The sequence below is a fragment of the Muricoccus harenae genome (assembly GCF_009848505.1).
Classification (GTDB): Bacteria; Pseudomonadota; Alphaproteobacteria; order Acetobacterales; family Acetobacteraceae; genus Roseomonas; species Roseomonas harenae.
Genome location: NZ_WWDL01000033.1, coordinates 25,372 through 47,934, shown reverse-complemented (window position 1 = coordinate 47,934; position 22,563 = coordinate 25,372). Strand labels below are relative to the sequence as shown.

24 protein-coding genes, 1 tRNA gene and 1 pseudogene are annotated in these 22,563 nt (G+C 70.0%); 19 read left to right on the top strand and 7 right to left on the bottom strand.

Annotated features, from left to right (window positions below):
• Positions 1 to 14 precede the first annotated feature (14 nt).
• From GSE44_RS20560 to GSE44_RS20495, 14 genes are all read left to right on the top strand, one after another.
• Complete coding sequence (locus GSE44_RS20560; RefSeq protein ID WP_159350706.1) at positions 15 to 878, top strand: fumarylacetoacetate hydrolase family protein; 864 nt, start codon at positions 15 to 17, stop codon at positions 876 to 878.
• Positions 878 to 1,321 (top strand): RidA family protein, encoded by a 444-nt coding sequence (locus tag GSE44_RS20555; RefSeq protein WP_159350705.1) that lies wholly within the window; start codon positions 878 to 880, stop codon positions 1,319 to 1,321. The genes GSE44_RS20560 and GSE44_RS20555 overlap by 1 nt, the downstream gene beginning before the upstream one ends.
• Entirely contained in the window at positions 1,318 to 2,001 is a 684-nt protein-coding gene (locus GSE44_RS20550; protein ID WP_159350704.1) for a polysaccharide deacetylase family protein, read from the top strand. Before GSE44_RS20555 ends, GSE44_RS20550 begins: the two co-directional genes overlap by 4 nt.
• Positions 1,998 to 2,972: a Bug family tripartite tricarboxylate transporter substrate binding protein gene (locus GSE44_RS20545; protein ID WP_159350703.1), complete on the top strand. Its 975-nt coding sequence runs from the start codon at positions 1,998 to 2,000 to the stop codon at positions 2,970 to 2,972. The genes GSE44_RS20550 and GSE44_RS20545 overlap by 4 nt, the downstream gene beginning before the upstream one ends.
• A 77-nt stretch (positions 2,973 to 3,049) precedes the next feature.
• On the top strand, positions 3,050 to 3,955 hold the full coding sequence (locus GSE44_RS20540; RefSeq protein ID WP_159350702.1) for a dioxygenase family protein: 906 nt from the start codon (positions 3,050 to 3,052) through the stop codon (positions 3,953 to 3,955).
• 69 nt (positions 3,956 to 4,024) lie between these two features.
• Positions 4,025 to 5,293 (top strand): amino acid ABC transporter substrate-binding protein, encoded by a 1,269-nt coding sequence (locus tag GSE44_RS20535; RefSeq protein ID WP_159350701.1) that lies wholly within the window; start codon positions 4,025 to 4,027, stop codon positions 5,291 to 5,293.
• Between the two features lie 49 nt (positions 5,294 to 5,342).
• A complete protein-coding gene (locus GSE44_RS20530) occupies positions 5,343 to 6,224 on the top strand; it encodes a branched-chain amino acid ABC transporter permease (protein ID WP_159350718.1) in 882 nt (293 codons plus the stop codon).
• On the top strand, positions 6,221 to 7,204 hold the full coding sequence (locus GSE44_RS20525) for a branched-chain amino acid ABC transporter permease (protein ID WP_159350700.1): 984 nt from the start codon (positions 6,221 to 6,223) through the stop codon (positions 7,202 to 7,204). The genes GSE44_RS20530 and GSE44_RS20525 overlap by 4 nt, the downstream gene beginning before the upstream one ends.
• Positions 7,201 to 7,926 (top strand): ABC transporter ATP-binding protein, encoded by a 726-nt coding sequence (locus GSE44_RS20520; RefSeq protein ID WP_159350699.1) that lies wholly within the window; start codon positions 7,201 to 7,203, stop codon positions 7,924 to 7,926. Before GSE44_RS20525 ends, GSE44_RS20520 begins: the two co-directional genes overlap by 4 nt.
• Positions 7,916 to 8,647, top strand: coding sequence for an ABC transporter ATP-binding protein (locus tag GSE44_RS20515; RefSeq protein ID WP_159350698.1), 732 nt, complete (start codon positions 7,916 to 7,918; stop codon positions 8,645 to 8,647). The genes GSE44_RS20520 and GSE44_RS20515 overlap by 11 nt, the downstream gene beginning before the upstream one ends.
• 2 nt (positions 8,648 to 8,649) lie before the next feature.
• Positions 8,650 to 9,549 carry an NAD(P)-dependent oxidoreductase gene (locus GSE44_RS20510; protein WP_159350697.1) on the top strand — a complete coding sequence of 300 codons (900 nt, stop codon included), beginning with the start codon at positions 8,650 to 8,652 and terminating at the stop codon, positions 9,547 to 9,549.
• 21 nt (positions 9,550 to 9,570) lie between these two features.
• Positions 9,571 to 9,942 carry a nuclear transport factor 2 family protein gene (locus GSE44_RS20505; protein WP_235924995.1) on the top strand — a complete coding sequence of 124 codons (372 nt, stop codon included), beginning with the start codon at positions 9,571 to 9,573 and terminating at the stop codon, positions 9,940 to 9,942.
• A 2-nt stretch (positions 9,943 to 9,944) separates the two neighbouring features.
• Entirely contained in the window at positions 9,945 to 10,979 is a 1,035-nt protein-coding gene (locus tag GSE44_RS20500) for a 5-methyltetrahydropteroyltriglutamate--homocysteine methyltransferase (protein ID WP_159350695.1), read from the top strand.
• A 204-nt stretch (positions 10,980 to 11,183) separates the two neighbouring features.
• Positions 11,184 to 11,570, top strand: a complete 387-nt coding sequence (locus GSE44_RS20495; protein WP_159350694.1) for a hypothetical protein — start codon at positions 11,184 to 11,186, stop codon at positions 11,568 to 11,570.
• A 122-nt stretch (positions 11,571 to 11,692) separates the two neighbouring features.
• On the opposite strand, the gene GSE44_RS20490 is transcribed toward GSE44_RS20495, so the two are convergent.
• Positions 11,693 to 11,935 (bottom strand): hypothetical protein, encoded by a 243-nt coding sequence (locus GSE44_RS20490; RefSeq protein WP_159350693.1) that lies wholly within the window; start codon positions 11,933 to 11,935, stop codon positions 11,693 to 11,695.
• A gap of 409 nt (positions 11,936 to 12,344) precedes the next feature.
• Here GSE44_RS20490 and GSE44_RS20485 point away from each other — a divergent pair, with 409 nt between their 5' ends.
• On the top strand, positions 12,345 to 13,112 hold the full coding sequence (locus GSE44_RS20485) for a nitroreductase (RefSeq protein WP_235924994.1): 768 nt from the start codon (positions 12,345 to 12,347) through the stop codon (positions 13,110 to 13,112).
• Here GSE44_RS20485 and GSE44_RS26545 read toward each other — a convergent pair.
• On the bottom strand, positions 13,042 to 14,115 hold the full coding sequence (locus tag GSE44_RS26545; protein WP_408015133.1) for a GntR family transcriptional regulator: 1,074 nt from the start codon (positions 14,113 to 14,115) through the stop codon (positions 13,042 to 13,044). The genes GSE44_RS20485 and GSE44_RS26545 overlap by 71 nt on opposite strands.
• Between GSE44_RS26545 and GSE44_RS26540 the strand changes: the two are divergent.
• A pseudogene (locus GSE44_RS26540) lies at positions 14,091 to 14,717 on the top strand (tripartite tricarboxylate transporter substrate-binding protein); the annotation flags it as partial. The gene GSE44_RS26545 and the pseudogene GSE44_RS26540 overlap by 25 nt on opposite strands.
• Positions 14,718 to 14,849: 132 nt before the next feature.
• Here the strand turns inward: GSE44_RS26540 and GSE44_RS20470 are convergent.
• The 5 genes from GSE44_RS20470 to hemC form a co-directional block, all read right to left on the bottom strand.
• Positions 14,850 to 14,924: transfer RNA gene (locus tag GSE44_RS20470), tRNA-Thr, on the bottom strand.
• Positions 14,925 to 15,008: 84 nt separating this feature from the next.
• Positions 15,009 to 16,292 (bottom strand): heme biosynthesis HemY N-terminal domain-containing protein, encoded by a 1,284-nt coding sequence (locus GSE44_RS20465; protein WP_159350690.1) that lies wholly within the window; start codon positions 16,290 to 16,292, stop codon positions 15,009 to 15,011.
• Positions 16,292 to 17,875 carry a mitofilin family membrane protein gene (locus GSE44_RS20460; RefSeq protein ID WP_159350689.1) on the bottom strand — a complete coding sequence of 528 codons (1,584 nt, stop codon included), beginning with the start codon at positions 17,873 to 17,875 and terminating at the stop codon, positions 16,292 to 16,294. Before GSE44_RS20460 ends, GSE44_RS20465 begins: the two co-directional genes overlap by 1 nt.
• A 10-nt stretch (positions 17,876 to 17,885) precedes the next feature.
• Positions 17,886 to 18,662 carry a uroporphyrinogen-III synthase gene (locus tag GSE44_RS20455; RefSeq protein WP_159350688.1) on the bottom strand — a complete coding sequence of 259 codons (777 nt, stop codon included), beginning with the start codon at positions 18,660 to 18,662 and terminating at the stop codon, positions 17,886 to 17,888.
• Complete coding sequence (gene hemC / locus GSE44_RS20450; RefSeq protein WP_159350687.1) at positions 18,655 to 19,680, bottom strand: hydroxymethylbilane synthase; 1,026 nt, start codon at positions 19,678 to 19,680, stop codon at positions 18,655 to 18,657. Before hemC ends, GSE44_RS20455 begins: the two co-directional genes overlap by 8 nt.
• 45 nt (positions 19,681 to 19,725) lie before the next feature.
• Here hemC and tsaD point away from each other — a divergent pair, with 45 nt between their 5' ends.
• Genes tsaD through GSE44_RS20435 form a run of 3 tightly spaced genes read left to right on the top strand, consistent with a single transcriptional unit; the run spans position 19,726 to position 22,561 of the window.
• Positions 19,726 to 20,757, top strand: a complete 1,032-nt coding sequence (gene tsaD / locus GSE44_RS20445; RefSeq protein WP_159350686.1) for a tRNA (adenosine(37)-N6)-threonylcarbamoyltransferase complex transferase subunit TsaD — start codon at positions 19,726 to 19,728, stop codon at positions 20,755 to 20,757.
• Entirely contained in the window at positions 20,754 to 21,578 is an 825-nt protein-coding gene (locus GSE44_RS20440; protein ID WP_159350685.1) for a 23S rRNA (adenine(2030)-N(6))-methyltransferase RlmJ, read from the top strand. Before tsaD ends, GSE44_RS20440 begins: the two co-directional genes overlap by 4 nt.
• Positions 21,575 to 22,561, top strand: coding sequence for an NAD(P)H-dependent glycerol-3-phosphate dehydrogenase (locus tag GSE44_RS20435; RefSeq protein ID WP_159350684.1), 987 nt, complete (start codon positions 21,575 to 21,577; stop codon positions 22,559 to 22,561). Before GSE44_RS20440 ends, GSE44_RS20435 begins: the two co-directional genes overlap by 4 nt.
• Positions 22,562 to 22,563: the final 2 nt, after the last annotated feature.

The window sequence follows — 22,563 nt, the reverse complement described above, 5'->3', positions numbered from 1 at the left end:
GGAGGAAACACCGCGTGCGACTGATCGCCTTCGAACAGGAGGGCCGCCCGGCCCTCGGCGCCCGCCTGGGCGATGACGTCGTGGCCCTGGCCGATGTGGTGCCTGGCCTGCCAGCCGACCCTGTCGCGGCCCTGGCCGCGCTGGGCCTGCCGGATGGCGCCCCCGCCGTCGCCGCGAAGCTGGCGGGCGCCCCCCGCCGGCCGCTCAAGGGGTTGAAGCTCCTCCCGGTGGTGCCGCGCCCCGGCAAGATCATCTGCATCGGGCTGAACTACGCGCTGCATGCCAAGGAGGGCGGCAACCCAATCCCTGACTATCCGGCGGTGTTCTTCCGCGGCTCCACCTCCCTCGCCGCCCATGGCCAGCCGCTGCTCCGCCCGAAGGTCTCCGACAAGTTCGACTTCGAGGCGGAGTTGGTCATCGTGATCGGCAAGACGGCCCGTCACCTCACCCAGGCCAACGCCCTCTCCTGCGTCGCCGGCTACACCTGCATGAACGAGGGCTCGGTCCGCGACTACCAGCGCAAGTCCGCGCAATGGACCATGGGCAAGAACTTCGACCGGACCGGCGGCCTCGGCCCCGAGATCGTCACGCCGGACGAGCTGCCCCAGGGCCCCAACGCACTCCGCATCACCTCCCGCCTCAATGGCGAGACGATGCAGGACAGCCATACCTCCGACATGATCTTCTCCGTCCCGCGCATCCTCGAAATCCTGACCGAGGTGATGACGCTGGAGCCAGGCGACGTGATCGCCACCGGCACGCCGAGCGGCGTGGGCTACGCCCGCAAGCCGCCCGTCTTCATGAAGAACGGCGACACGATGGAGATCGAGATCGAGGGCATCGGCATCCTCTCCAACCCGGTGGTGGACGAAGCCTGATGGAGAAGGTGGTCGTCCGCGCCGACGTTCCCGAGACGGGCGGCCCCTTCAACCTCTGCGTGCGGCACGGGGACATGATCTACATCTCCGGCCTGCCGCCCTTCGAGGAGGCGTATTGCGCCCAGCTCCGCGCCGCGCGCGCGGAGGGGCGCCCCGTGCCGCCCATGCCGGACACGCCCTTCGAGCGGCAGGTCGAGATCGTGATGGAGCACATGAAGCGGCTGGTGGAGGCCGCGGGCTCCAACATGGACTGCCTGCTGAAGGTGATCGTCTGGTTGAAGGACCAGACGCAGCAGGAGGCCTTCGACCGCATCTACCGCCGCTACTTCTCCTCCGCCGAGGCCTTGCCGGCGCGCACGCGCATGCAGGCCGGGCGCACGCCGATGGATTGCGCGCTGGAGGTGGAGGCGATCGGCTTCGTCCCGAAGGCCGCCGGCTCGTGACCGGCGCGCCCCGCGTCACCCTGTCCTTCGACAACGGCCCCGAGCCGGAGGTGACGCCGGGCGTGCTGGACGTGCTGCGCACGCGCGGCCTTTCCGCGACCTTCTTCGTGCTCGGCCACAAGCTGGCCGGGCATCGCGCCCTGGCGGAGCGCGCCCATGCCGAGGGACATTGGATCGGCAACCACAGCTGGTCGCATTCCGGCCCGCTGGGCCGGGCGCCGGATGATCCCGCCATCGCCGAGGCGGAGATCGGCCGCACCCAGCAGCTGATCGGCGATCTCTCCCATCCCGACCGCCTGTTCCGCCCGCAGGGCGGCGGGGGCAGCCTTGGCCCACACCTGCTGAGCGGTGCCGCCCTGAGCCATCTGGTCCACGGCCGCTACACCTGCGTGCTGTGGAACGCGGTACCGGGCGATTTCCGCGATCCGGATGGCTGGATGGACCGCGCCCTGGCCTTGTGCCGCGGTCCCGATCCGGTCGCGCTGGTGCTGCACGACCTGCCGAACGGCGCCATGCGCCATCTCGACCGCTTCCTCGGGCGCCTTGCCGACCAGGGTGCCCTCTTCACGCAGGATTTTCCAGAATCCTGCATTCCTCTTCGTCGCGGTGAGGCCCAGGGCCCGATCGCGGATTACGTGACGAACGACAAGAAACCACATCGGGCGGGAGCAAACGCATGACCCTCACCACACGCCGCACCCTCCTGGGCGGCCTCGCGGCCGCGCCTCTGCTGGCCCGGCCGGCTCTCGCGCAGGGCGCCTGGCCCAACCGGCCCATCCGGCTCATCGTGCCCTTCGCCGCCGGCACCACCACCGACATCCTCGGCCGCATCCTGGCCGAAGGGCTGGCGAAGGAGGCCGGGCAGCCCGTTGTCGTGGACAACCGCGCCGGCGCCGGCGGCAATGTGGGCGCGCAGGCCGTCGCCCGCGCACCGGGGGATGGCTACACCTTCCTGCTTGGCACCAACGGCACGCATGGCATCAATGTCAGCCTCTTCGCCGATCCAGGCTTCGACGCGGTGAAGGACTTCACCCCGATCGTGCCCTTCGCGACCACGCCGGTGGTGCTGACCGTGCCGGCCTCCTCCCCCGCCTCCACGGTCCCGCAGCTGATCGCGCTGGCGAAGCGGAAGACGCTCACCATCGCCTCGGCCGGCAACGGTACCACCGGGCATCTTTCCCAGGCCCTGCTGAACCTGCGGGAAAACCTCACCACGGAGCACGTGCCCTACCGCAATGGCGGCCAGGGGGTCACGGACCTCATCGCCGGGCGGGTGGACGCGATGTTCTACCATCCCATCGCGCTCAAGCCGCATCTGGACGCCGGCACGCTGAAGGGCCTCGCCGTCACCTCCGAGAAGCGGATCACCATGCTGCCGGACACTCCCACCATGCAGGAGGCCGGGGTGAAGGATTTTGCGGTGGAGGGGCGCTGGTCCCTCTATGGCCCCGCGGGGGTTCCGGCCGAGATCGTCGCGCGGCTGAACCGGGCCACAAACGCCCTGCTGGCGGACCCGGCCGCGCTGGCCGATCTGCGCGCCAAGGGTGTGGAGCCGATGGGCGGCTCCCCGGAAAACCTGGCCCAGATGACGCGGGAGGAGATTGCGAAGTGGCGCCCGGTGATCGCCGCTGCCAACATCAAGCCGGACTAGGGGCCTGATCCGCCCCGGTGGGAGCGTGTGAGCCGAGGGGGGGCAGCGAGACCCACCCCGGACGGAGGACCGAGAGAATGGCTGACCTGGACCAGAACACCATCACCGACGCCGTCATCGCGCAGATGGCCGACACGCCGGACCCGCGGATGCGGGAGGTGATGGCGAGCCTCGTGCGGCACCTGCACGACTTCGCGCGGGAGGTGAAGCTGACCCCGGCCGAATGGCTGGGCGCCATCGCCTTCCTCACCAAGGTCGGCCAGGCCTGCACGCCGATCCGGCAGGAGTTCATCCTGCTCTCCGACACGCTAGGCCTGTCCCGCCTCGTGAACCTGATGGACGACAAGGCGAACCGCGTCGGCGAGGCCACCGAGACGAGCCTGCTCGGTCCCTTCTACCGCGAGGCGGCCCCGCAATTCGGCTTCGGCGAAAGCATCGCGACGCGCGCCAAGGGCCCCGAGATGATGATCTTCGGCCAGGTGCTGAACGAGGCCGGCGAGGGCGTGCCGAATGCCATCGTCGAGGTCTGGCAGACCGATGCCGACGGCGCCTACGACCTGCAGGCGAATGACCCGGAGGTGATGGACATGCGCGGCCAGTTCCGCACCGATGCGCAGGGCAACTACGCCATCCGCACCCTCATCCCGCTCGGCTACTCCATCCCCATGGATGGCCCCGTCGGCGGCATGATCCGCGCCCAGAACCGGCACGGCTTCCGCCCCGCCCATATCCATATGCTGATCGGCGCCGAAGGTTACCGCGAGCTGGTAACGGCCCTCTATCTCGGCGATGACGAACACATTGATTCCGACACCGTCTTCGGCGTCTCGGAATCCCTGATCGTGCGCCCGCGGCCGGGCGTGGAGGGCGCCCCCGACCCCGCCTTGCCGAGCGTTCGCTACGACTTCCGGATCGCGCGCCGCGCCGAGCATGACAAGTCCGGCCGTGTCGGCGCCGACCCGTCCAGGATCGCGGCGGAATAGCCGCACAGCCAGCCACGTCGGGACAGGCCACGGGCGAAGAAACCGGGCCTCAGCAGGAGGGAGATTTCCATGGAGGCTATCAGCAGGCGGAATTTCGGCCGCCTTGCCGTGGCAGCGGCCGCGACGGTGCCGGCCACCGTGCGGTCGCAGACCGCGCCGTCGGGCCCGCCCATCCGGATCGGCTATTCCATGTCGCTCTCGGGCGGGCTCGCCGGCAACGGGCGCCCTGCCCTGCTGGCCCATCGCATCTGGGCGGAAGACGTCAATTCCAAGGGTGGGCTGCTCGGCCGCCCGGTGGAGCTGGTGCATTACGACGACCAGAGCACCGGCGCGCAGGTGCCCGGCATCTACACCAAGCTGATCGACGTGGATAAGGTCGATCTCGTTATCTCCGGCTACGCCACCGCCATCATCGCGCCAGCCATGCCGATCGTGATGCAACGGAACATGGCCTTCGTGTCGCTCTTCGGCACCGGCGTGAACACCGACTTCAAATACGACCGCTACTTCTCCATCAATCCCACGGGCTCCAACGTGAAGGAGACCTTTGCGAAGGGCTTCATGGACATCGCCATGGCGATGGAGCCACGGCCGCGCAGCATCGCCCTGGTGAACCTGGACAGCGACTTCCACCAGCGCACCGCGGAAAGCGCCCGCTTCCTCGCGCGCCAGCACGGGCTGCGCATCGTCTATGACCGCGCCTACCCGCCGAGCACGGTGGATTTCACCCCGATTATCCGCTCAGTGCAGGCCGCGCGGCCAGACATCGTCTTCATCGGCTCCTACCCGCCGGATACCGCCGGACTGCTGCGTGCCGCCAGCGAGCTGCGCGTGAACTTCCAGATGATGGGCGGCCCGATGATCGGTCCGCATATCACCGCGCAGAAGCTGCAGCTCGGCCCCATCCTGAACAACCTCGTTGTCTGGGACGTCTATGCGCCCGAGCCGACGCTGCAGTTCCCTGGCACCCAGGCGCTGATCGAGCGTTACCAGCCGCTCGCCGCCAAGGAGAATGCGGACGCGCTGGGCCATTACGTGCCGCCGCTGGCCTATTCGCAAATGCAGGTGCTGGAGCAGGCGGTGAAGCGCGTCGGCAAGATCGACCAGGCGGCGCTGGCGGCGGACATGCATGCCAACCAGTTCGACACGGTGATCGGCCCGCTACGCTTCGACGCACTCGGCGAATGGACGGAGGAGCGCAACCTCTACACCCAGTACCAGGGCGTGCAGGGCAACGGGATCGACCAGTTCCGCAAGGCGGGCACGCAGGTGATCCTCTATCCGGCGCGCTACAAGTCGGGTGATCTGCGCAAGCCCTATACGGCGGGCGCAGCATGATGCGGCGCGATTCACACCTCCGGCCCCAGCGTCCGGTGATCGCGCCGTGATGGATCCCGACCTCGTCCTCCTCCTGAACGGGATCGTCTCGGGCCTGCTGCTCGGCGGTCTCTATGCCGCCGCCGCGGCTGGCCTGTCGGTCTCCTTCGGGATGCTGGACGTGGTCAACATTGCCCACCCGGCCTTCATGGTGCTGGGCGCGCTACTCGTCGCGCTCCTCTGGGCGGCGACAGGGATCGACCCGCTGATCCTCTCCATCCTCCTCACCCCCGCCTTCTGGGCGCTGGGCGCCGCGATCTACGTTGCCTACCACCACTTCTTCGAACGGCGCGGGGATGAGGCCATCCAGGGCCTCGCCTTCTTCTTCGGCGTGATGTTCATCATCGAGGTCGGGCTGGTCATGGCGGTGGGGCCGGAACAGCATTTCGCCGATGCCAGCTACGCCAATACCACCTGGCGCCTGGGCGAGATCGACCTGCCGCTGCGCATGCTCGTGCCCGCGTTGGTGGCCCTGGCCGCCATCGGCGGGCTGGTGTTCTTCCTGCGCCGAACATTCACCGGCCGCGCCATCGCCGCGGTGGCGCAGGACCGCGAGGCGCTGCGGCTGCTGGCGATCGATCCCGTGCGGATTAAGCGCCTCGCCTTCGGCATCTCCATCGCCATGGCGGCGCTGGCGGGTGGAGCGCTGGTGGTGGTGCAGCCGGTGGATGCCTGGTCCGGCCATGTCTTCATCGGGCGCGTCTTCGCTATCGTCATCATGGGCGGGCTCTCCTCCCTCGGCGGCTGCGTCCTGGCGGCCCTGGCCTTCGGGGTGGTGGAGAACGTGACCGCCACCTTCTACGGCCCCTCCTGGTCGCCCGCCGTCGCCTTCGGCTGCCTGCTTCTGGTGCTGGCCATCCGGCCCCAGGGCTTCTTCGGGCGCACGGCATGAGCGACGCCACCCTTCCCGCCATGCCGGTTTCGCCTGCCTCGCGCTGGATGGGGCATGGCAGCTTCTGGCTCGCGGCTGCCGTGGCGGCCTTGCTGGTGATCCTGGCTCTGCGCGGCTTCGGCAGCGAGTACGCCTATTTCGCCGCCACCTTCGTGCTGCAATACGTCGTGCTGGCCACGGCCTGGAACATCCTGGGCGGCTATGCGGGTTATGTGAATTTCGGCGCCGCCGCCTTCTTCGCAGCCGGCGCCTATACCACCGTCGCCATTGGCAAGGCATTGGGGTTGGGCCTGCTGCCCTGCATCGCCTTCGCCGCGCTGGTCGGTGGCGCGCTGGGGCTGGGCACCGGCATCCTCACGCTGCGGCTGCGTGGCGCCTATTTCGCCATCGCCACCCTCTGCCTCTCGGTGGTTCTCCAGACCATCGTGGTGAACTGGGATTATGTCGGCGGATCGCGCGGCGCCTATGTCATCCGCCCGCGTGAGGTGCCCTGGCTCTTCGACAGCTACAGCGGCTTTCTCTGCGCCGTGATGGTGGTGCTGGCCGCCGCCGCCGTGGCCCTGGCCCGCACCATCGAGAAATCCCGCCTCGGCCTCGGCCTTGCAGCCCTGCGCGACGACGAGGCGGCGGCGGAGGCGGCGGGCGTGCCCACCCTGCGCCTCAAGCTGGTCGCCACCACGATCAGCGGCGCGATGATGGCGGTGGCAGGCGCACCCCTGCCCTATCTCGGCTCCTATGTGGAGCCCAACTCGGCCTTCGGCCTGGCCTATGCGGTGAATGCCATCGCCATGCCGCTGATCGGCGGCACGGCAAGCTGGGCGGGGCCGCTGATCGGCGCCGTGCTGCTCGCCTCCCTGCAGCAGGCGGCCACGGTCACCATCTCCTCCGCCGCCAACCTGATGATCGTCGGCGTGGTGCTGGTGGTCTTCGTCTGCGCCGCGCCGCACGGGATCATCGGCCTGTTCCGGAGGAGCCGATGAGCAACCTGAAGGACGACATCGTCCTGCGCGCCGAGGGCGTGGGGAAGCGCTTCGGCGGCTTCACCGCCCTTTCCGGCGTGAATCTGGAGGTTCGGGCAGGCGAACGCCTCGGCCTGATCGGCCCCAATGGCTCGGGCAAGAGCACCTTCACCAACTGCCTCGCCGGCGCATTCCCCAGCCATGACGGCGGCTTCACCTTCAAGGGCCGAAAGCTCGCCGGGCTGAAGGCGCATGAGCGCGCACGCCAGGGGCTGGCCCGCACCTTCCAGCTTCCGCGCCCCTTCCGCGGCCTCTCGGTGATCGACAACATCCGCGTCCCCCTCGCCTATGCCGGCCGCGACGCCGCCACGGATGAGAGGGCGATGGAATGCCTCGAATCCGTCGAGCTGGCGGGCAAGGCGAACCGGATGCCGAAGGAGCTGACCCAGGTGGAGCTTCGGCGCCTGGAACTCGCCCGCGCCACCGCGCTGCAGCCCGAGTTGCTGATCGTGGATGAGGCGATGGCCGGATTATCGCACACCGAGGTTGACCAGATCCTCGCCCTGCTGTTCCGCCTGAATGCCGGCGGTACCACCATCATCATGATCGAGCATGTGATGCGGGCCGTAACCGAGTTCTCCCAGCGCCTCGCCGTTCTGGTCGCCGGCAAGAAGGTGGCGGATGGCGAGCCTCGCGCCGTCCTTTCCATGCCCGAGGTCGAGGAGGCCTATCTTGGCCGCTAGCCTGCTGATCGAGGATGTGGATGCCGCCTATGGCGCCGTGCGCGCACTGGACGGCGTGTCGCTGAAGGTGGCAACGGGAGAGACGGTCGCGCTCCTCGGCACAAATGGCAACGGCAAGACCACCCTCATGCGTTGCATCCTCGGCCTGCTCCGGCCGACGCGTGGGCGGATCATCGCCACCATCGACGGGCAGACCACCGATCTCATCGGCCGCTCGCCCGAGGACATCGTCAATCTCGGCATCGCCCTGGTGCCGGAAGGCCGCCGCCTCTTCCCGCGCCTTTCGGTGGAGGAGAACCTGCTGCTCGGCGCCTATCGCCGCGCTGCCCGCGCCGCCATCCCGCGCAACCTGGAATTCTGCTACGATGCCTTTCCGCGCCTGAAGGAACGCCGCGCCCAGCCGGTGGGCAGCATGAGCGGTGGCGAGCAGCAGATGGTCGCCCTCGGCCGCGCCGTGATGTGCGCGCCGAAGATCCTGCTGGTGGATGAACCCTCCGTCGGCCTCGCCCCCATCCTCGTCGCCCGCACCATCGAGAAGATCGCGGAGCTGAAGGAGAAGCTGGGCCTCACCGTGCTGATGGCCGAGCAGAACTTCCACCAGGCCATCCGCATCGCCGACCGCGGCTATGTGCTGGTACATGGGCGCGTGGAGTTCCAGGGGGATTCCCCCGCGGCGCTGGGCGACAGCGATCTCGTCCGTAAATTCTATCTGGGGCTATGAGCATGGGCGCTCTGGAAGGTTGGAAACTCGGCTGGATCGGCGCGGGGCGCATGGGCACCCCGCTCTGCCGGCGCCTGCTGGACGCAGGCGCCACCCTCTTCGTGACGGACACCGACCCCGCGCGCGTGGCGCATCTGGCGGCGGAGGGCGCCCGCCCTGCCGCCACCGCTGCCGCGCTGGCCGAGGAGAGCGACTTCATCCTCTCCATGGTGCCGAACGACATGGCGCTGCTATCGGTCGTCACCGGGCCAGGCGGCGTGGCGGAGGAGATCCGGCCCGGGCAGGTCTTCATCGACCTCAGCACCGTCTCCCCCGATACTTCGTCGCATGTGGCGGAAGCCATGGCGGCACGTGGTGCCGACTACCTGCGCTGCCCCGTCTCCGGCAGCACCAGCACGGCCGAGGCCGGCGCTCTGACCATCTTCGCCTCCGGTCCCGAAGGCACGCTGGACCGCTGCGCTCCCCTTCTCGGCGTGCTCGGCAAGGAAACGCTCCGCTGCGGTGCCACCGAGGAGGCGCGGGCGGTGAAGCTGATGGTGAACATGATCGTCGCCGTCACCCCCGCCATCATCGGCGAGGCGCTGGCCTTCGGCGGGCGGCTGGGCCTCGACTGGACACAGATGATCGACGCCCTGTCGCGCAGCGTCGTCGCTTCCCCGCTGCTCGGATACAAGGCCGAGATGCTGAAGGCCCGGGACTGGACGCCGGCCGCGGATGTGGACCTCGTCGCCAAGGACCTGGACCTCGCCTTGGCCGTCGGCCAGCGGGAAGGTGCGCCCATGCCGATCTCCGCCCTCGCCCGCCAGCTCGCGGCCGCCTACCAGGCCTCGGGTGAAGGTGGGCTGGACTTCTTCCGTGTCGCCACCTGGCCCGAGCGCCTGCTCGCGCCTAACCCACGCTGAGGTCTCATGCCAGGAGGTTCCATGCAGGACGAAATCCGCGCACTCGAGGCACGCCGCTACGCTGCCATGCAGGCGGTCGACACGGAAACCCTTGGCGTGCTTCTGTCGGACCGCCTCGCCTATGCGCATTCGGATGCGACGCGCGATACCAAGGCGTCCTACCTCGCGACCATCACCGGCGGCAGCCTGCGCTATCTTGAGGTCTCGCATGAGACTGAGACGGTCCTTGAGGCCGGTCCCGATGCGGCCGCCGCACTTGGTCGCATGAGCGCCCGCATCCTTCGCAACGGCGTGGCGAAGAGCATCGGCAGCCTCACCCTCGCCCTCTGGGCAAAGGAAGGCAGCACATGGCGTCTGATTGCCTACCAGCCCACCGCATTTCCCAAGGCCTGATCATGACCAATACCCTACTTCCCACCACCGTCGTCGGCAGCTACCCGCAGCCGGACTGGCTGGTGGACCGTGCCGTGCTGGCGCAGAACCTCGTGCCGCGCGTACGGATGAAGCAGATGTGGCGCGTGGCCGAGGATGCGCTGGAACAGGCGCAGGACGACGCCACGCTGATCGCCATCCGCGACATGGAGCGTGCCGGGATCGACATCGTGACGGATGGTGAGATCCGGCGGGAAAGCTACTCCAACCGCTTCGCCCTCGCGCTGGACGGCGTGGACGTGGACAACCCGGCCCGCACCATGGGCCGCGCCGGCAAGGAGACGATGGTGCCGCGCGTGATCGGCCGTATCCGCCGCAACCGACCCGTGGAAGTGCGCGACGTCGAGTTCCTCGTCGCCAACACCGACCGGCGCACGAAAATCACCCTGCCGGGCCCCTTCACCCTCTCCCAGCAGGCGTCCGACGAGTACTACAAGGACGAGGAGGCGATGGCGATGGACTACGCTGCCGCGGTCAACGAGGAGGCGAAGGACCTCCGCGCCGCCGGCGTCGGCATCATCCAGTTCGACGAGCCCTGGATGCAGGCCCGCCCCGAGGCGGCCGCCCGCTTCGGCGTGCGCGCCCTGAACCGCGCGCTGGAAGGGCTGGATGGTGATACGGTGGTCCATCTTTGCTTCGGCTATGCGGCGGTCGTGAAGGACAAGCCCTCAGGCTACTCCTTCCTGCCGCAGCTGGCCGATTGCACGGCGGCCCAGATCTCCATCGAAGCGGCGCAGCCGAAGCTTGACCTATCCGTCCTCGATGAACTGCCCGGCAAGACCATCATGCTGGGTGTGATCGATCTCGGCAGCGCCGAGGTGGAAACGCCGGAGATCGTGGCCGAGCGAATCCGCGCCGGACTGAAGCGAATTCCGGCGGAGCGTCTGGTCGTCGCGCCCGATTGCGGCATGAAGTACCTCCCCCGCCCCCGGGCCTTCGCCAAGCTTCGCGCTATGGCAGAAGGCGCCGCCATCGTGCGGCGCGAGCTGCAGGGCTGAGCCGTGCCGGGGCGCCGCGGATCGCGTGGCGCTCCATACGGCCGTGGAGGAAAGACTGAACCCGACATTGGAAGGCTTCGGTCAGCGCCCGCGCCGTGCCATCATTTCGGCGATGTCCAAAGCCGAGGATGAGGGCCGCGCGCCCTTGCACGCCCACCTGCAATCGCCGGCGCCACCGCAGCGGCTCGGCTGCGCAGGCCGCCGATGAAAATCCTTGGCATTCTTTTCCTGGCGCTGCTGATCGGCGCAGGCGCCTTCGTCGGCACAGAGTTCCTACGCGTCCAGGTGCCGGTTCCTGGCAGCGAACGCTGCAGCCAGGCCGCGCCCTCAGCGCGTCAGGCCTACGAGGCTGGCCCCATGGGTCAGGGTCGGCTGCGCCTGGCCGAGATGGGTGCCGCAAGCCAGGCGGAGACACCGGCCGGTGCCTTCCCGGGCCTCATCCTTTGCCGCGCGGAAGCAAGCTTCGCTTCCGGCGCGAGGGACACGATGTGGTTCGCACTGGTTCCCGGCTCGAGCGGGCGGGACGGCGAGTTCATGGTGCATGCCGCACCGGGCGACCTGGGGCGGCGAAACATCCTCGCCATCCGCTAGGCCGCCACTGTCAGGGGAGGAACCGGAAAATCCGGACCCTCACCGGCCTCCTCCGCAACGCCGGCGCATGATCTACGCCGGAATTGCACGGTGATCGGAAAGGCTGATCGGTGCGCCTGAGTTCAGGCCGCCACCTTGTCGTCCCGGAGGGCCGGCAGCATCGCCGTCTGGCCGAAGCGCTGGACCGAAAGCCGGAAGGTGCCCGCGGCGAAAACCTGCGCGCTGCCCTCGCGGACACGCCCGAAATAGCTCGGCCGCTCACGATAGAAGTAGAGCTCCACGCTGCCGAACTTGAGCAGAAAGTCGCGGCAGTCCTGCGAGGTCACGGAGAACCCCGGAAGAGTCATGCCATACACGTGCTGCATCGTTCTGGTGCCTTGACGAACCACCGGGTGTGAGCACCCCCTGCGCTCACTTTCCCGTTTCCTCGCGTCTATGTGAGTGAGGCGCCTGACGGAGTAAAGAGACACGCGCTTTCAGCACCCGCTCCGGAAGCCTTACAATTTCAGTCTGTTAGCCGGAAAATTCCCGGAGTACCATCCAAACTGGATGCAATCGCTCGCCTCTCGCGCGAACGCTGTTCCGCCGGATGGACCATTGACCCGCACCCGCGTTTCGCGCAGCGGATTTTCACAGCTGCGAGGCTTTACACCCGTGGCGCCGACGCCTTCTGGAAGACAATTCAGCCCGCATCTGGACGCCGGACCGCACGAGAATCGATAGTCGCCTCCGCCGGCGAGCACCGGCAATCGTCTCCGATGAAGGCCTGACCTGATGCACATCAACGGGCGGACCGAACCGCCAGCCGATTCCGACATGATGCGGGATGCCGTCGCCTACGCCATCTCCAGCCGGCGCAGCATTCGCGGCTTTACCGATGCACCCGTCGACCGGGCGACGATCATCCGCCTGCTGGAGATCGCCAGCCGCGCACCCAGCGGCAGCAACATCCAGCCCTGGAAGGTGCATGTCCTCACCGGCACAGCGCTTGCCCGCGTCTCGGCCGCACTTCTCTCCGCCTTCAACTCCGGCGAAGCGTCATCGCGCGAGTACGAATACTACCCTGGCACTTGGCGCTCCCCCTATCTGGAGCGCCGCCGCGCCGTCGGTTGGGGGCTCTATGCCCTCGCAGGCGTCGCGCGTGGAGACAAGGAGGCGGGAGAGCGACAGCGGGCGCGCAATTTCGATTTCTTTGGAGCGCCGGTCGGTCTCATATTCACCATCGATCGCGACCTGAGGCAGGGAAGCTGGCTCGACTACGGCATGTTTCTGCAGAGCCTGATGATCGCGGCACGCGGCTTTGGCCTCGACACCTGCCCCCAGGCCGCCATTGCCAATTATCCGCATGTCTTGAGGCGTGAACTGCCGATTCCCGAATCCGAGGTCGTGGTCTGTGGCATGGCACTCGGAACCGCCGACCCGACTGAGCCGACAAACGGCCTGATTGCCGAGCGGGAGCCCGTCTCCGCCTTCACCAGGTTCCACGACGAACACGGCATCGATCAGGATCCGGCGCCCATGGCACTTGCGACGCACGACTAACGGGCGCCAGAAGACAACGAAGCGCGCCCCGAAACGCATGGCGCAGCCGGAAGGCTTCCCGGCTGCGCCATGACGAAACCACCATCCGCGAAGAGAGCGCCGGCCTGCGGCACTCCCTTCCCAGACAGCCTTCGCTTACGGGCGAACCACGACAGTCGAGCTCGGCGGAGGCGGCGCCATCATTGTGGGCGCGGGCGTCGTCACGATGGTGGCGGGTGCCACCGCGGCAGTCGGCGGGTTCTGCGGTGCCGTGTTCAGCGTGCATGCCGCAAGGCCCAAGGCGGCCGTTACAACTGCCAGTGCGGGTATCATTTTCATTCGTTACCTCCGTTGTGAGACCGGACGGCGCAGTAACTTCCACAAAGCATAAATGTATCCACAGGTGACGGATGACAGCTTCGTGACCGTTTCGGACACAACGAGGCGTGGCCCAGGTACAACTCCGGCGGGAGCTGCGTGCCGGACGCCGTCCCCCCAGTTCATGGCATGACGAAAATTCCGGCTGGATGCCGATCCCGGCATGATGGCGCTCGGATGTCGAGCAGGTTGCGTCGTATTGAAAGCAGATGCGCTTCCATCGCCTTCGCCGCTGCACCTGGATCGGGCGCACGGATCGCCCAGCGCAGCCCAGCGGTCCAACTCCGCCATGTCCGCTGGCATCGCGCAGCCCGTGGCCGCGGCCGCAAGCCCGGGCTCCAGCACCAGCCGCGCCTCCATCATCTGCGCGGGGCTGGTGCCGTGCACATCGTCCATCCACGCTGCCAGGTAGGTTCGTCCCCACGCGGCGAACAAGCCTGCCCTCCGCCTCCAGCAGCGCGAGCGACTTGCACACCGCGCCCCGCGTACAACGCAGCCGCTCCGCCAGCACCCGCTCCGTCGGCAGCCGATGCCCAGCCTGCACGCGCCCGGCGCCGACCTCATTGCCAATGCGAAGGCGAATCCCTCCCGGGTGAACTACGGCTCCTCGGGTGTCGGCCGGCCTCGCATCTGGCAGGAGCACCATTCAACAGCTTGGCCGGCACCCGAGTCGAACACGTGACCTATCGCGGCGTCGGCCCTGCCATAACGGATGTGCTTGCTGGCCAGATCCCCTTCATCTTCGCCCCAGCGCCGCCTGTCCCGCCTCAGATCGTCGATGGGAAGTTGCGTGCCCTTGGCGTCACCACCGCAGAGAGGTCGCGGCTCTTTCCCCCAATCGCCGCGATCGCCGAGAGCGGCCTACCCGGATACGATGCGGCGGGCTGGTTCCGCCTGCTTGGACCTGCCGGCATTCCGGCACCGCTGGCCGGTCAGCTCAACACGACGCTGCGGGCGCAGCTCGGCTCGGCCGAGGTGAAAGCCAAGTTTGCGGACGTGGGCGCAGAGCCCGGCAAGATGAGCCCGGAGCAGTTCGCGGCCGTGCTCAATGCCGACATTGCCAAATGGGCTCGGGTCATTGCCGCAGACTGGCCAAGGAGAAGACCTCTGGCCGCCGAGGTCGGGAAGAAACTGCGCGGGGGCAGGGGATTTCTGTGGCCGTGCCGTGTTGGGGAGCGATCCCAAGGGGAGCAGGCTTGCGGGGCCTGCCTCCAGGCCCACCACAGTACCGGCATAGGAACGGCCTAATCCACGGACGGTTGCCAGAAGTTCGTCAGGAATGGATGGATCTAGCCGCGGTAGAGCGGCCAAGGGCCTGCGAAAAGACGAGACGTTCGAAACTTGCGGAAAACAGTCCGCTTCCGGGCAGCGGAAGGAAAATGGTGCCGGGTGCGAGAATCGAACTCGCGACCTATCGATTACGAATCGATTGCACTACCGCTGTGCTAACCCGGCCCATTCGAGACGCGCCGGACAGGGCCGGCGTGACGCGGTGCGGCGCCTTCTAGCCGGACCTGCGCCGCGCGGCAACCTCGCGCATCAGGTCGTCGCGACCGTCCCGCCCTTCTGCGCGCCTCCCGTCCACTCGATTCGCCCCGGCGTGTCGCAGGCCTCGCAGACCGGCTCCCATTTCGCGTGCACCGTCCCGCAGTTCAGGCACTGCCAACGCGGCTCGGGCGGCGCAGCGGCGGCGGCGCGCAGCCATTTCGCCTCGGCGGCACGGCCGGCGGCACTGTCGCCCAGCTCCACCGCATCCATGTCCACCATCGCCAGATAGGCCCGGCGATCCGCATTGCCGGAGGCAACCAGCCCCTCCAGCTCCGCCCGTGCCCGCCCGGTCAGCCCCGCGGCCAATGCCGTGCGGCCGAGGACAAGGCGGCTTTCCGGATGGGTGCGGTTCTCATGGGTCAGGGACTCGGCGGCCTTCACCCGGGCCAGGGCATCGGCTTCGTCAGCCAGATAGGCCTCGGCGATGTCGGGATGCGGCGCCACCTTCCAGGCCGCCTGGAGCGTGGATTTCGCCCGGCGCGGGCTGCCCTCCGCCGCCTGGCGGCGCGCCACCGCCAATGCGGCGGGGGCGAAGCCCGGATCGGCCGAAAGCGCCTGCTTCTCCAGGGAGGAGGCCGTCTCCGGATCCTGCATCGCGGCCGCCAGGGCCAGCGCCGCGCGCCGATGCCCGGTCAGCTGGTCCGACGGGGAGAGCGCCAGCGCCTCCCTCCAGTCCCGCGTGCGGAGGGCGAGGGCGGCGCGCTCCTCCTTCACCCAGGCGGCGCCGGGCTGGGCAGCCTCGGCCTCCCGCGCCAGGCGCTGGGCGGCGGGCCAGTCCTCGCGCTGCATGGCATCCCGCAGCAGGCCACGCAGGCCGAGGAACTTGCCGTCCTCCCGCGCCGCCAAGGCGCGGAAGGCCTCGTTGGCGGCGTCGTTCCGTCCGGCCATGCGCTCCGCCTCGGCGGTCAGCAGCAGGGTATGCGGCGTGTCGCCCAGCAGGCCCCGGGCCCGACGGATCTCCAGCCGCGCCTGGTCCGGCGTCCCGGCGGCCAGGGCCACCAGGGCACGGGTCACGGCGGCATCGCCGTCCCGCCGGTGCCGCTCCGCGCGCCGGGCGCGCATCCGCGCCGGCCAGCCGCGCAGCGACTTCCAGGCGGAGAGCAGCCCATGCAGCACCACGAAACCCACCACCAGCGCCAGCAGCCCCAGCCAGACGGGGATGCCGATGAAGGTGTTGCCGACGGTGATCTCCACGATCCCGCCCATCTGGCGGAGAAAGAGCGCGGCCCAGACGCCCAGGCCGAGGAGAATCAGCAGCCAGATCGCACGGATCATCAGTTCGCCCCCGCGCCAGGGGCGGCAGTGCCGAGGTCCCGCAGCGCGGCGCGGGCCTCCACCAGGTCCCGCGCCTGCCCGATCCAGCCGGCCATGGCGTTGCGCGAGGGTTCCGGCAGCTTCTCCAGCCGCTCCACCGCACCGGCCAGGTCGCCGGCATCCAGCGAGCGGCGCGCGCGCTCCAGCTCGCCCGAAACTGCGTCGCCGACCACCACCTGCTCCCCGCGCCGCACCGTCACCAGCCCCTGGAGCCGCGCGAGGGCGGAATCCGCCACCGATTGCCCTTGCGGCTCGGCGGCAAGCCGCGCCTCGCGGGCGGCATCCTCGAACGAAAGCCGCAGCGCCGCCTCGGTGGGCGGGGCCGCGTCGCGGTAGCGGGCCAGGGCCACCGGCGGGGTGCCCGACAATCCGGACAGTGCCTGCCCTAGCGGCCGGCCGGCCTCCAGCGCCGTCTGGATGGAGCCGCGCGCGGCGAGCGCTCCCAGGCGGCGCTCGGCGGCCTCGGCCTGGGCCAGCCGCTGCTCGAACTGCTGCACGCGCTGGGCCAGCGCGGCCTCCTGCCGGCCGATCCGCTCGTTCATCTGCGCCTCGGCGCGGGAGAGGCGCTCATCCATTTCCCTCCCCGCCGCGTCCAGCCGCTGGTTCATCGCCTGGCCGGCAGCCTCGACACGCTGGTTCAGCGCGGCATCCAGCGCCGCGAGGCGCGGGGCGAAGGCCTGCTCGGCGGCAGTCACGCGGGCGGCCAGGGCCTGCTCCGCGCCCGTCAGCCGGTTGGCGAGGGTGGCCTCGGCCTGGGCGATCCGGGCCTCGGAGCGGCGCGCCTCCTCCTGGATGCGGGCATCGAGGGCGGCGGTGCGCTCCTCCAGCCGGCGCAGCCCCTCGGCAGAGGCGGTGCGAACGGCTTCGAGCGCACCGTTGAGGGTGGAGACACCCGCGCGCGCCTCGGGATCGACCACCGGCTTCGCGGCCAATTCGCGCATCGCGGCCTCGGCCGCCTCCAGGCGGCGCTCGGCGGCGGCGGCACGGTCCGCCAGCCCTTCGGCGGAGGGGCGGGCCTCCAGCGCCGCCAGGCGCGAGTCGACCGACGCCGTGCGCGCCGCAGCGGCCTGTTGGATCTCCGCCGGCGGCGCCGGACGCTCGCGCGGGCTCGAAAGCAGGAAGGCCACGGCGCCGCCCAGCACGACCAGCCCGGCCGCGATCGGCAGGACCGCCGGCTCGAAACGCTTCCTGGGGGCGTTCAGCCCGGCCGGCGGCGGCGGGGCAGGCGGCATGCCGGCGCCGGAAGAAGAGGGCGCCGCGCTGCCCGCCGAAGCGCTGGCCAAATTGGTTCCGGAAGCCGAGGCAGCCGGGGATGCGCTGGCCGATCCCGTGGTGGCACCAGCGGTCCCGCCGGAATTCACACCAGCCACGTCCGCCGGGGCGGAGGCCGCACCAGGCGCTGCCATCTCCGCAGCCGGGGGCATGGGCGCGGCGGGCGCCGTCGTATCCTTCGCCGACGCGTTGGCGGCGCCGCCGGTCTTGCCTCCCTTGCCGGCACCTCCCGAGGAGGATGGGCCGCGGGGCGTCTTGGGCGTGTCGCTCATGGGATCGGCGTCATCCTTCTGGTGAAGCGGGAAGGGCAAGCACTTGGAACGGAGGGCCGAGCAAGGCCAGCAACGCCTCCTGATCCGGACGCGGCGCCACGTCCAGCCCCCCCCAGGAAACATAGCCCGGCGCCCCGCACAGCGCCTCCGCCACGCGACGGCTCAACGCGAGGGCGCGAATGGCGGTTGCCGCGCCGCACAATCCTGCCTCCCGCATCAGCGAGAGGGTGGATCGGGCGCTGCGCGGCGAGAAGAAGAGGGCTACGCGGATGCGCCCCTCCGCAAGGGCATCGCGGGCGGCTTCGGGAAGGGCAGTGGCCTCGGTCGCGACATAGGCGTCGCGCCGTATCACGGCGAAGCCGCGCGCCGCGAGATCGGCGGCCAGATCGTCGCCATAGCCCTGGCCGGAAGCCAGCAGGACCGGCCCGGCGGTATCCAGCCGTGCCCCGGCCAGCGCCGCCAGGGACAGGGCATCCCCCTCAGCCGCGATGACATCCGTGAAACCAGCATCCCGCGCGGCTGCGGCGGTCCCCTCCCCCACCGCCAGCACCGGCAGCCCGGGCGGGCAGCTTTCGGCCAGGGAGGGAAGTGCGGCGGCGCTCGGCACCAGCACGGCGCGCGCCTCCGGCGCGGGCGCAATCGGCAGGGGCGAAAGCAGCAGGGCGGGGGCCAAAACCGGCTGCCAGCCTAGCGCCGCCACCCGCATGGCGGTCGCCGCGGCGCCCGGCTCCGGCCGGGTGATCAGGCAGCCCGGACGCCCGGCCGCGACCGCATCACCCTCAGCCAAAGATATCCGCCGGGCTGTCCGCGCGCAGGCTGCGGCCCAGCTCCTCGCCGATGGCCTCTGCATCGGCGGCAGGCCCGTGCAGGCTGCGCTTGAGCAGGAAGGAGCCATCCGGCCGCGCCACCAGCCCGGTCAGATGCAGCCGCCCATCGGGCAGCAGCCGGGCATGGCCGCCGATCGGGGTGCGGCAGGACCCGTCCAGCGCCGCCAGCATGGCGCGCTCAGCGCGGGAGACGGCGCGGGCCTCGCGGTCCTCGATGGCGCCCAGCAGCTCATGCAGTTCGGTGTCCTCGGCCCGTACGGTCACGCCGATGATGCCCTGGCCGGCGGCCGGGACCATCGCGTCCGGGTCCAGGATCACCATCCCCTCCGGAGTCAGGTCCATACGCTTGAGGCCCGCCAGCGCCAGCAGGGTGGCGTCGGACTCGCCCTCGGCCAGCTTCCGCAGCCGCGTCTGGACGTTGCCGCGGATCATGCCGACCTCGAGATCGGGCCGGACATGCAGCACCTGGGCCTGGCGCCGCAGGCTGGCCGTGCCCAGCCGCGTGCCCGCAGGGATGCTGCCGATCGGGTCCGACGGGTCGAGCGGCGGCATGCCGGGGCCGGGGATGAGGACATCGCGGCTGTCCTCCCGCTTCAGGGTGCAGGCGAGCACCACCCCGGGCGGCATCTCGGTCTCGAGATCCTTCAGGCTATGGACGGCGAAGTCGATCCGCCCGTCCAGCAGCGCCTCATGGATTTCCTTGGCGAAGAGGCCCTTGCCGCCGACATCCGCCAGCCGCTTGTCCTGGATCCTGTCACCCGAGGTCTGGATGACATGCTCCTCGAAGGCATTGATGTTCCGCAGCACCGGGCAGAAATGCAGCACCATCCCGAGGAAGCAGCGGGTCTGCCAAAGGGCGAGCGGGGAGCCGCGCGTTCCCACACGCAGCGGGAGCGAACGCATATGCGGCCGCACCCGCGGAGCTTCCGCGGATGGGCCACCCTGGGCGTCGTGGGGGACGGGGTGGGCAAGCGACATGGCGGCGTCTTAGAACCCCCCCGCGAATACGGAAAGGCATGATGGATGGACCTCGTCGGTCCGGTCCTTGGCATCGAGAGCAGTTGCGACGAGACGGCGGCCGCCGTGCTGGCGCCAGATGGCACCATCCTGGCCGAATCCGTCTTCAGCCAGACCGAGGACCATGCCCGCTTCGGCGGCGTGGTTCCGGAGCTGGCGGCGCGCGCGCATCTCTCCCACTTGCCCGGCCTGGTGGCGGGGGTGATGGAGCGCGCGGGATTGTCGCCGCGCGACCTCGGCGGGGTTGCCGCCACTTCCGGCCCGGGGCTGATTGGCGGGCTGATCGTCGGCGCCAGCTTCGGCAAGGGCATCGCCCTGGCCAACAACCTGCCTTTCGTGGCGGTGAACCACTTGGAAGCCCATGCCCTGACGCCGCGCCTTCCCGGCTTGCTACCGGGCGGCGCCGCCTTTCCCTATCTCCTGCTGCTGCTCTCCGGCGGCCATTGCCAATGCGTGGCCGTGGAGGGGCTGGGCCGCTACCGCCGCCTGGGCACCACGCTGGACGACGCGGTGGGAGAAGCCTTCGACAAGGCCGCCAAGCTGCTCGGCATGCCCTGGCCCGGTGGCCCGCATCTGGAACGGCTCGCCCAGGAAGGCGACGCCTCCCGCGTTCCCCTGCCCCGCCCCATGTTCGGCCGGCCTGGCTGCGACTTCTCCTTCTCGGGGCTGAAGACCGCCGTGGCGCAGGCGGTGGCGAAGGGAAATGCGGCGCGCGCCGACATTGCCGCCGCCTTCCAGGCCTCGGTCGCGGCTGTGGTGGCGGACCGCGCGCGGAACGCGCTCGCCATGGCGCCCGGCGCCACCGCGCTGGTCGTCTCCGGCGGCGTCGCCGCCAATTCCGGCGTGCGGACCGCCCTCGCAAAAGTTGCTGAAGCCGCCGGCCTCCCCCTGGTCGCTCCTCCCATCCGCCTCTGCACCGATAATGCGGTAATGGTCGCATGGACCGGGATCGAGCGCCTCCGCGCCGGCCTCACCGATCCCTGGGACCACGCCCCCCGCCCCCGCTGGCCGCTGGACGAGCTCTCACCCCCCGCATGAATTATCGCCACGCCTTCCATGCCGCGAATTTCGCGGATTGCATGAAGCACGCCCTCGTCCATGCGCTGGTGGCCGCGCTCGCCCACAAGGCGACGCCCTTCCGCGTGCTCGACACCCATGCCGGCATCGGACTCTATGACCTGCAGTCGAACGAGGCCCGCCGCACCGGCGAATGGCGCGACGGCATCGGCCGGCTGGAAACCATCCAGGACGGCCCCCTCCTGCCCTGGCTGGCCCTGGTGCGCAGCTTCCCGCGCGGCACCTATCCGGGCAGCCCGGCCCTGATTCGCGCAATGCTGCGGCCGACTGACCACCTCGCCCTCTGCGAGCTGCATCCGGAGGACCACGCCACCCTCCGCGCTGCTTTCAAGGGCGATCCCCAGGTCTCCGTCCACAAGCGCGACGCCTATGAGGCCCTGGCCGCCCTCACCCCCTTCCCCGAGCGGCGCGGCCTCGTGCTGCTCGACCCGCCCTTCGAGGCGGAGGGCGAGTTCGAGCGGCTGGCCGAGGGCATGGCCAAGCTCTCGCACCGCTTCCGGGCCGCGATCCAGGCCGCCTGGTACCCGATCAAGCACCGCGCCCCTGTGCGCGACTTCCGCGACGCGGTGATCGCATCCGGGATGCGGGACGTGATCGCCTGCGAGCTGTGGCTGCGCGAGCCGACCGATCCGACCCGGCTGAACGGCTGCGGCCTGCTGGTCGTGAACCCGCCCTTCGGCTTCGCCGACAAGGCCCGGAGCCTGCTCGGCGCGCTCTATGCCCGCTTCGACGATGGAGAGCCGGGCGGCGGCTGGGCCGTGACCGAGATCGTCCCCGAATGAGCGGCGGGATGAAGATCGCCGTCATCGGCGCCGGGGCCTGGGGCACGGCCCTGGCCCTCCAGGCAGTGCGAGCCGGGGCGGAGGTCTCGCTCTGGGCGCGGGAGCCTGCACGCGCGCAAGCGATGCAGGTGGCGCGCGAGAATGTCCGCCACCTGCCCGGCACGCCCTTGCCGGAGGCCCTGCAAGTCACCGCCGATCCAGCGGCGGCACTCTCCGGCACCGCCGTCGCCATCCTGGCGGTGCCGACGCAGCACCTGCGCGCCGTGCTGTCATTGCTCCCGCCCCTGCCACCCTGCGTGGTGGTTTCCAAGGGCGTCGAGACCGGCACGCTGCGCTTCCCGCTGGAAATCCTGGCCGAAGCCCGGCCCGGCCTGGCCACCGCCATCCTCTCCGGGCCGAATTTCGCGCATGAGGTTGCCGCCGGCCTGCCTGCCGCCGCCGTCCTCGCCAGCACGGATTCGGCGTTGCGGGACCTCGCCACCGCCGGCCTCGCCTCTCACGCCTTCCGCCTCTACGCGGGCACGGACCCGCTCGGGGTGCAGGTCTCGGGGGCGGCGAAGAACGTGGCGGCGATCGCTGCGGGCGCCGTGATGGGCGCCGGGCTGGGCGAGAATGCCCGCGCCGCCCTCGTCACCCGCGCCCTGGCCGAGATCGCGCGGCTCGCCGTGGCACTGGGCGGGCGGTCGGAGACGGTGGCCGGGCTCTCGGGGCTCGGCGACCTGATGCTCACCTGTGCCGGAGCCAGCAGCCGGAACTTCTCCCTCGGCGTGGCACTCGGGCGCGGCGAGGCGGCGGCCGATGTGCTGGCCGCCCGCCAATCAGTCACCGAAGGCGTCGCCACCGCCCCTGCCCTCCTCGCCCGCGCCGCCCAGGCCGGGGTGGAGCTGCCGGTCTGCGCTGCCGTAGCCGCCGTGCTGGACGGAACGCTGGACGTGGGGGGCGCGGTGAACCTGCTCATGGGGCGCCCGCCCGGCATGGAGTGACG

Excerpts from the sequence above, each read along its gene's own strand:
- GSE44_RS20530 (WP_159350718.1), top strand. The coding sequence starts at position 5,343 with ATGGATCCCGACCTCGTCCTCCTCCTGAACGGGATCGTCTCGGGCCTG.
- GSE44_RS20495 (WP_159350694.1), top strand. The coding sequence starts at position 11,184 with ATGAAAATCCTTGGCATTCTTTTCCTGGCGCTGCTGATCGGCGCAGGC.
- GSE44_RS20535 (WP_159350701.1), top strand. The coding sequence starts at position 4,025 with ATGGAGGCTATCAGCAGGCGGAATTTCGGCCGCCTTGCCGTGGCAGCG.
- GSE44_RS20435 (WP_159350684.1), top strand. The coding sequence starts at position 21,575 with ATGAGCGGCGGGATGAAGATCGCCGTCATCGGCGCCGGGGCCTGGGGC.
- GSE44_RS20555 (WP_159350705.1), top strand. The coding sequence starts at position 878 with ATGGAGAAGGTGGTCGTCCGCGCCGACGTTCCCGAGACGGGCGGCCCC.
- GSE44_RS20490 (WP_159350693.1), bottom strand. The coding sequence starts at position 11,935 with ATGCAGCACGTGTATGGCATGACTCTTCCGGGGTTCTCCGTGACCTCG.
- GSE44_RS20460 (WP_159350689.1), bottom strand. The coding sequence starts at position 17,875 with ATGAGCGACACGCCCAAGACGCCCCGCGGCCCATCCTCCTCGGGAGGT.
- hemC (WP_159350687.1), bottom strand. The coding sequence starts at position 19,680 with ATGTCGCTTGCCCACCCCGTCCCCCACGACGCCCAGGGTGGCCCATCC.
- GSE44_RS20500 (WP_159350695.1), top strand. The coding sequence starts at position 9,945 with ATGACCAATACCCTACTTCCCACCACCGTCGTCGGCAGCTACCCGCAG.
- GSE44_RS26545 (WP_408015133.1), bottom strand. The coding sequence starts at position 14,115 with ATGGTGCTCCTGCCAGATGCGAGGCCGGCCGACACCCGAGGAGCCGTA.
- GSE44_RS20545 (WP_159350703.1), top strand. The coding sequence starts at position 1,998 with ATGACCCTCACCACACGCCGCACCCTCCTGGGCGGCCTCGCGGCCGCG.
- GSE44_RS20465 (WP_159350690.1), bottom strand. The coding sequence starts at position 16,292 with ATGATCCGTGCGATCTGGCTGCTGATTCTCCTCGGCCTGGGCGTCTGG.
- GSE44_RS20520 (WP_159350699.1), top strand. The coding sequence starts at position 7,201 with ATGAGCAACCTGAAGGACGACATCGTCCTGCGCGCCGAGGGCGTGGGG.
- GSE44_RS20510 (WP_159350697.1), top strand. The coding sequence starts at position 8,650 with ATGGGCGCTCTGGAAGGTTGGAAACTCGGCTGGATCGGCGCGGGGCGC.
- GSE44_RS20505 (WP_235924995.1), top strand. The coding sequence starts at position 9,571 with ATGCAGGACGAAATCCGCGCACTCGAGGCACGCCGCTACGCTGCCATG.
- GSE44_RS20525 (WP_159350700.1), top strand. The coding sequence starts at position 6,221 with ATGAGCGACGCCACCCTTCCCGCCATGCCGGTTTCGCCTGCCTCGCGC.
- tsaD (WP_159350686.1), top strand. The coding sequence starts at position 19,726 with ATGGACCTCGTCGGTCCGGTCCTTGGCATCGAGAGCAGTTGCGACGAG.
- GSE44_RS20485 (WP_235924994.1), top strand. The coding sequence starts at position 12,345 with ATGCACATCAACGGGCGGACCGAACCGCCAGCCGATTCCGACATGATG.
- GSE44_RS20440 (WP_159350685.1), top strand. The coding sequence starts at position 20,754 with ATGAATTATCGCCACGCCTTCCATGCCGCGAATTTCGCGGATTGCATG.
- GSE44_RS20540 (WP_159350702.1), top strand. The coding sequence starts at position 3,050 with ATGGCTGACCTGGACCAGAACACCATCACCGACGCCGTCATCGCGCAG.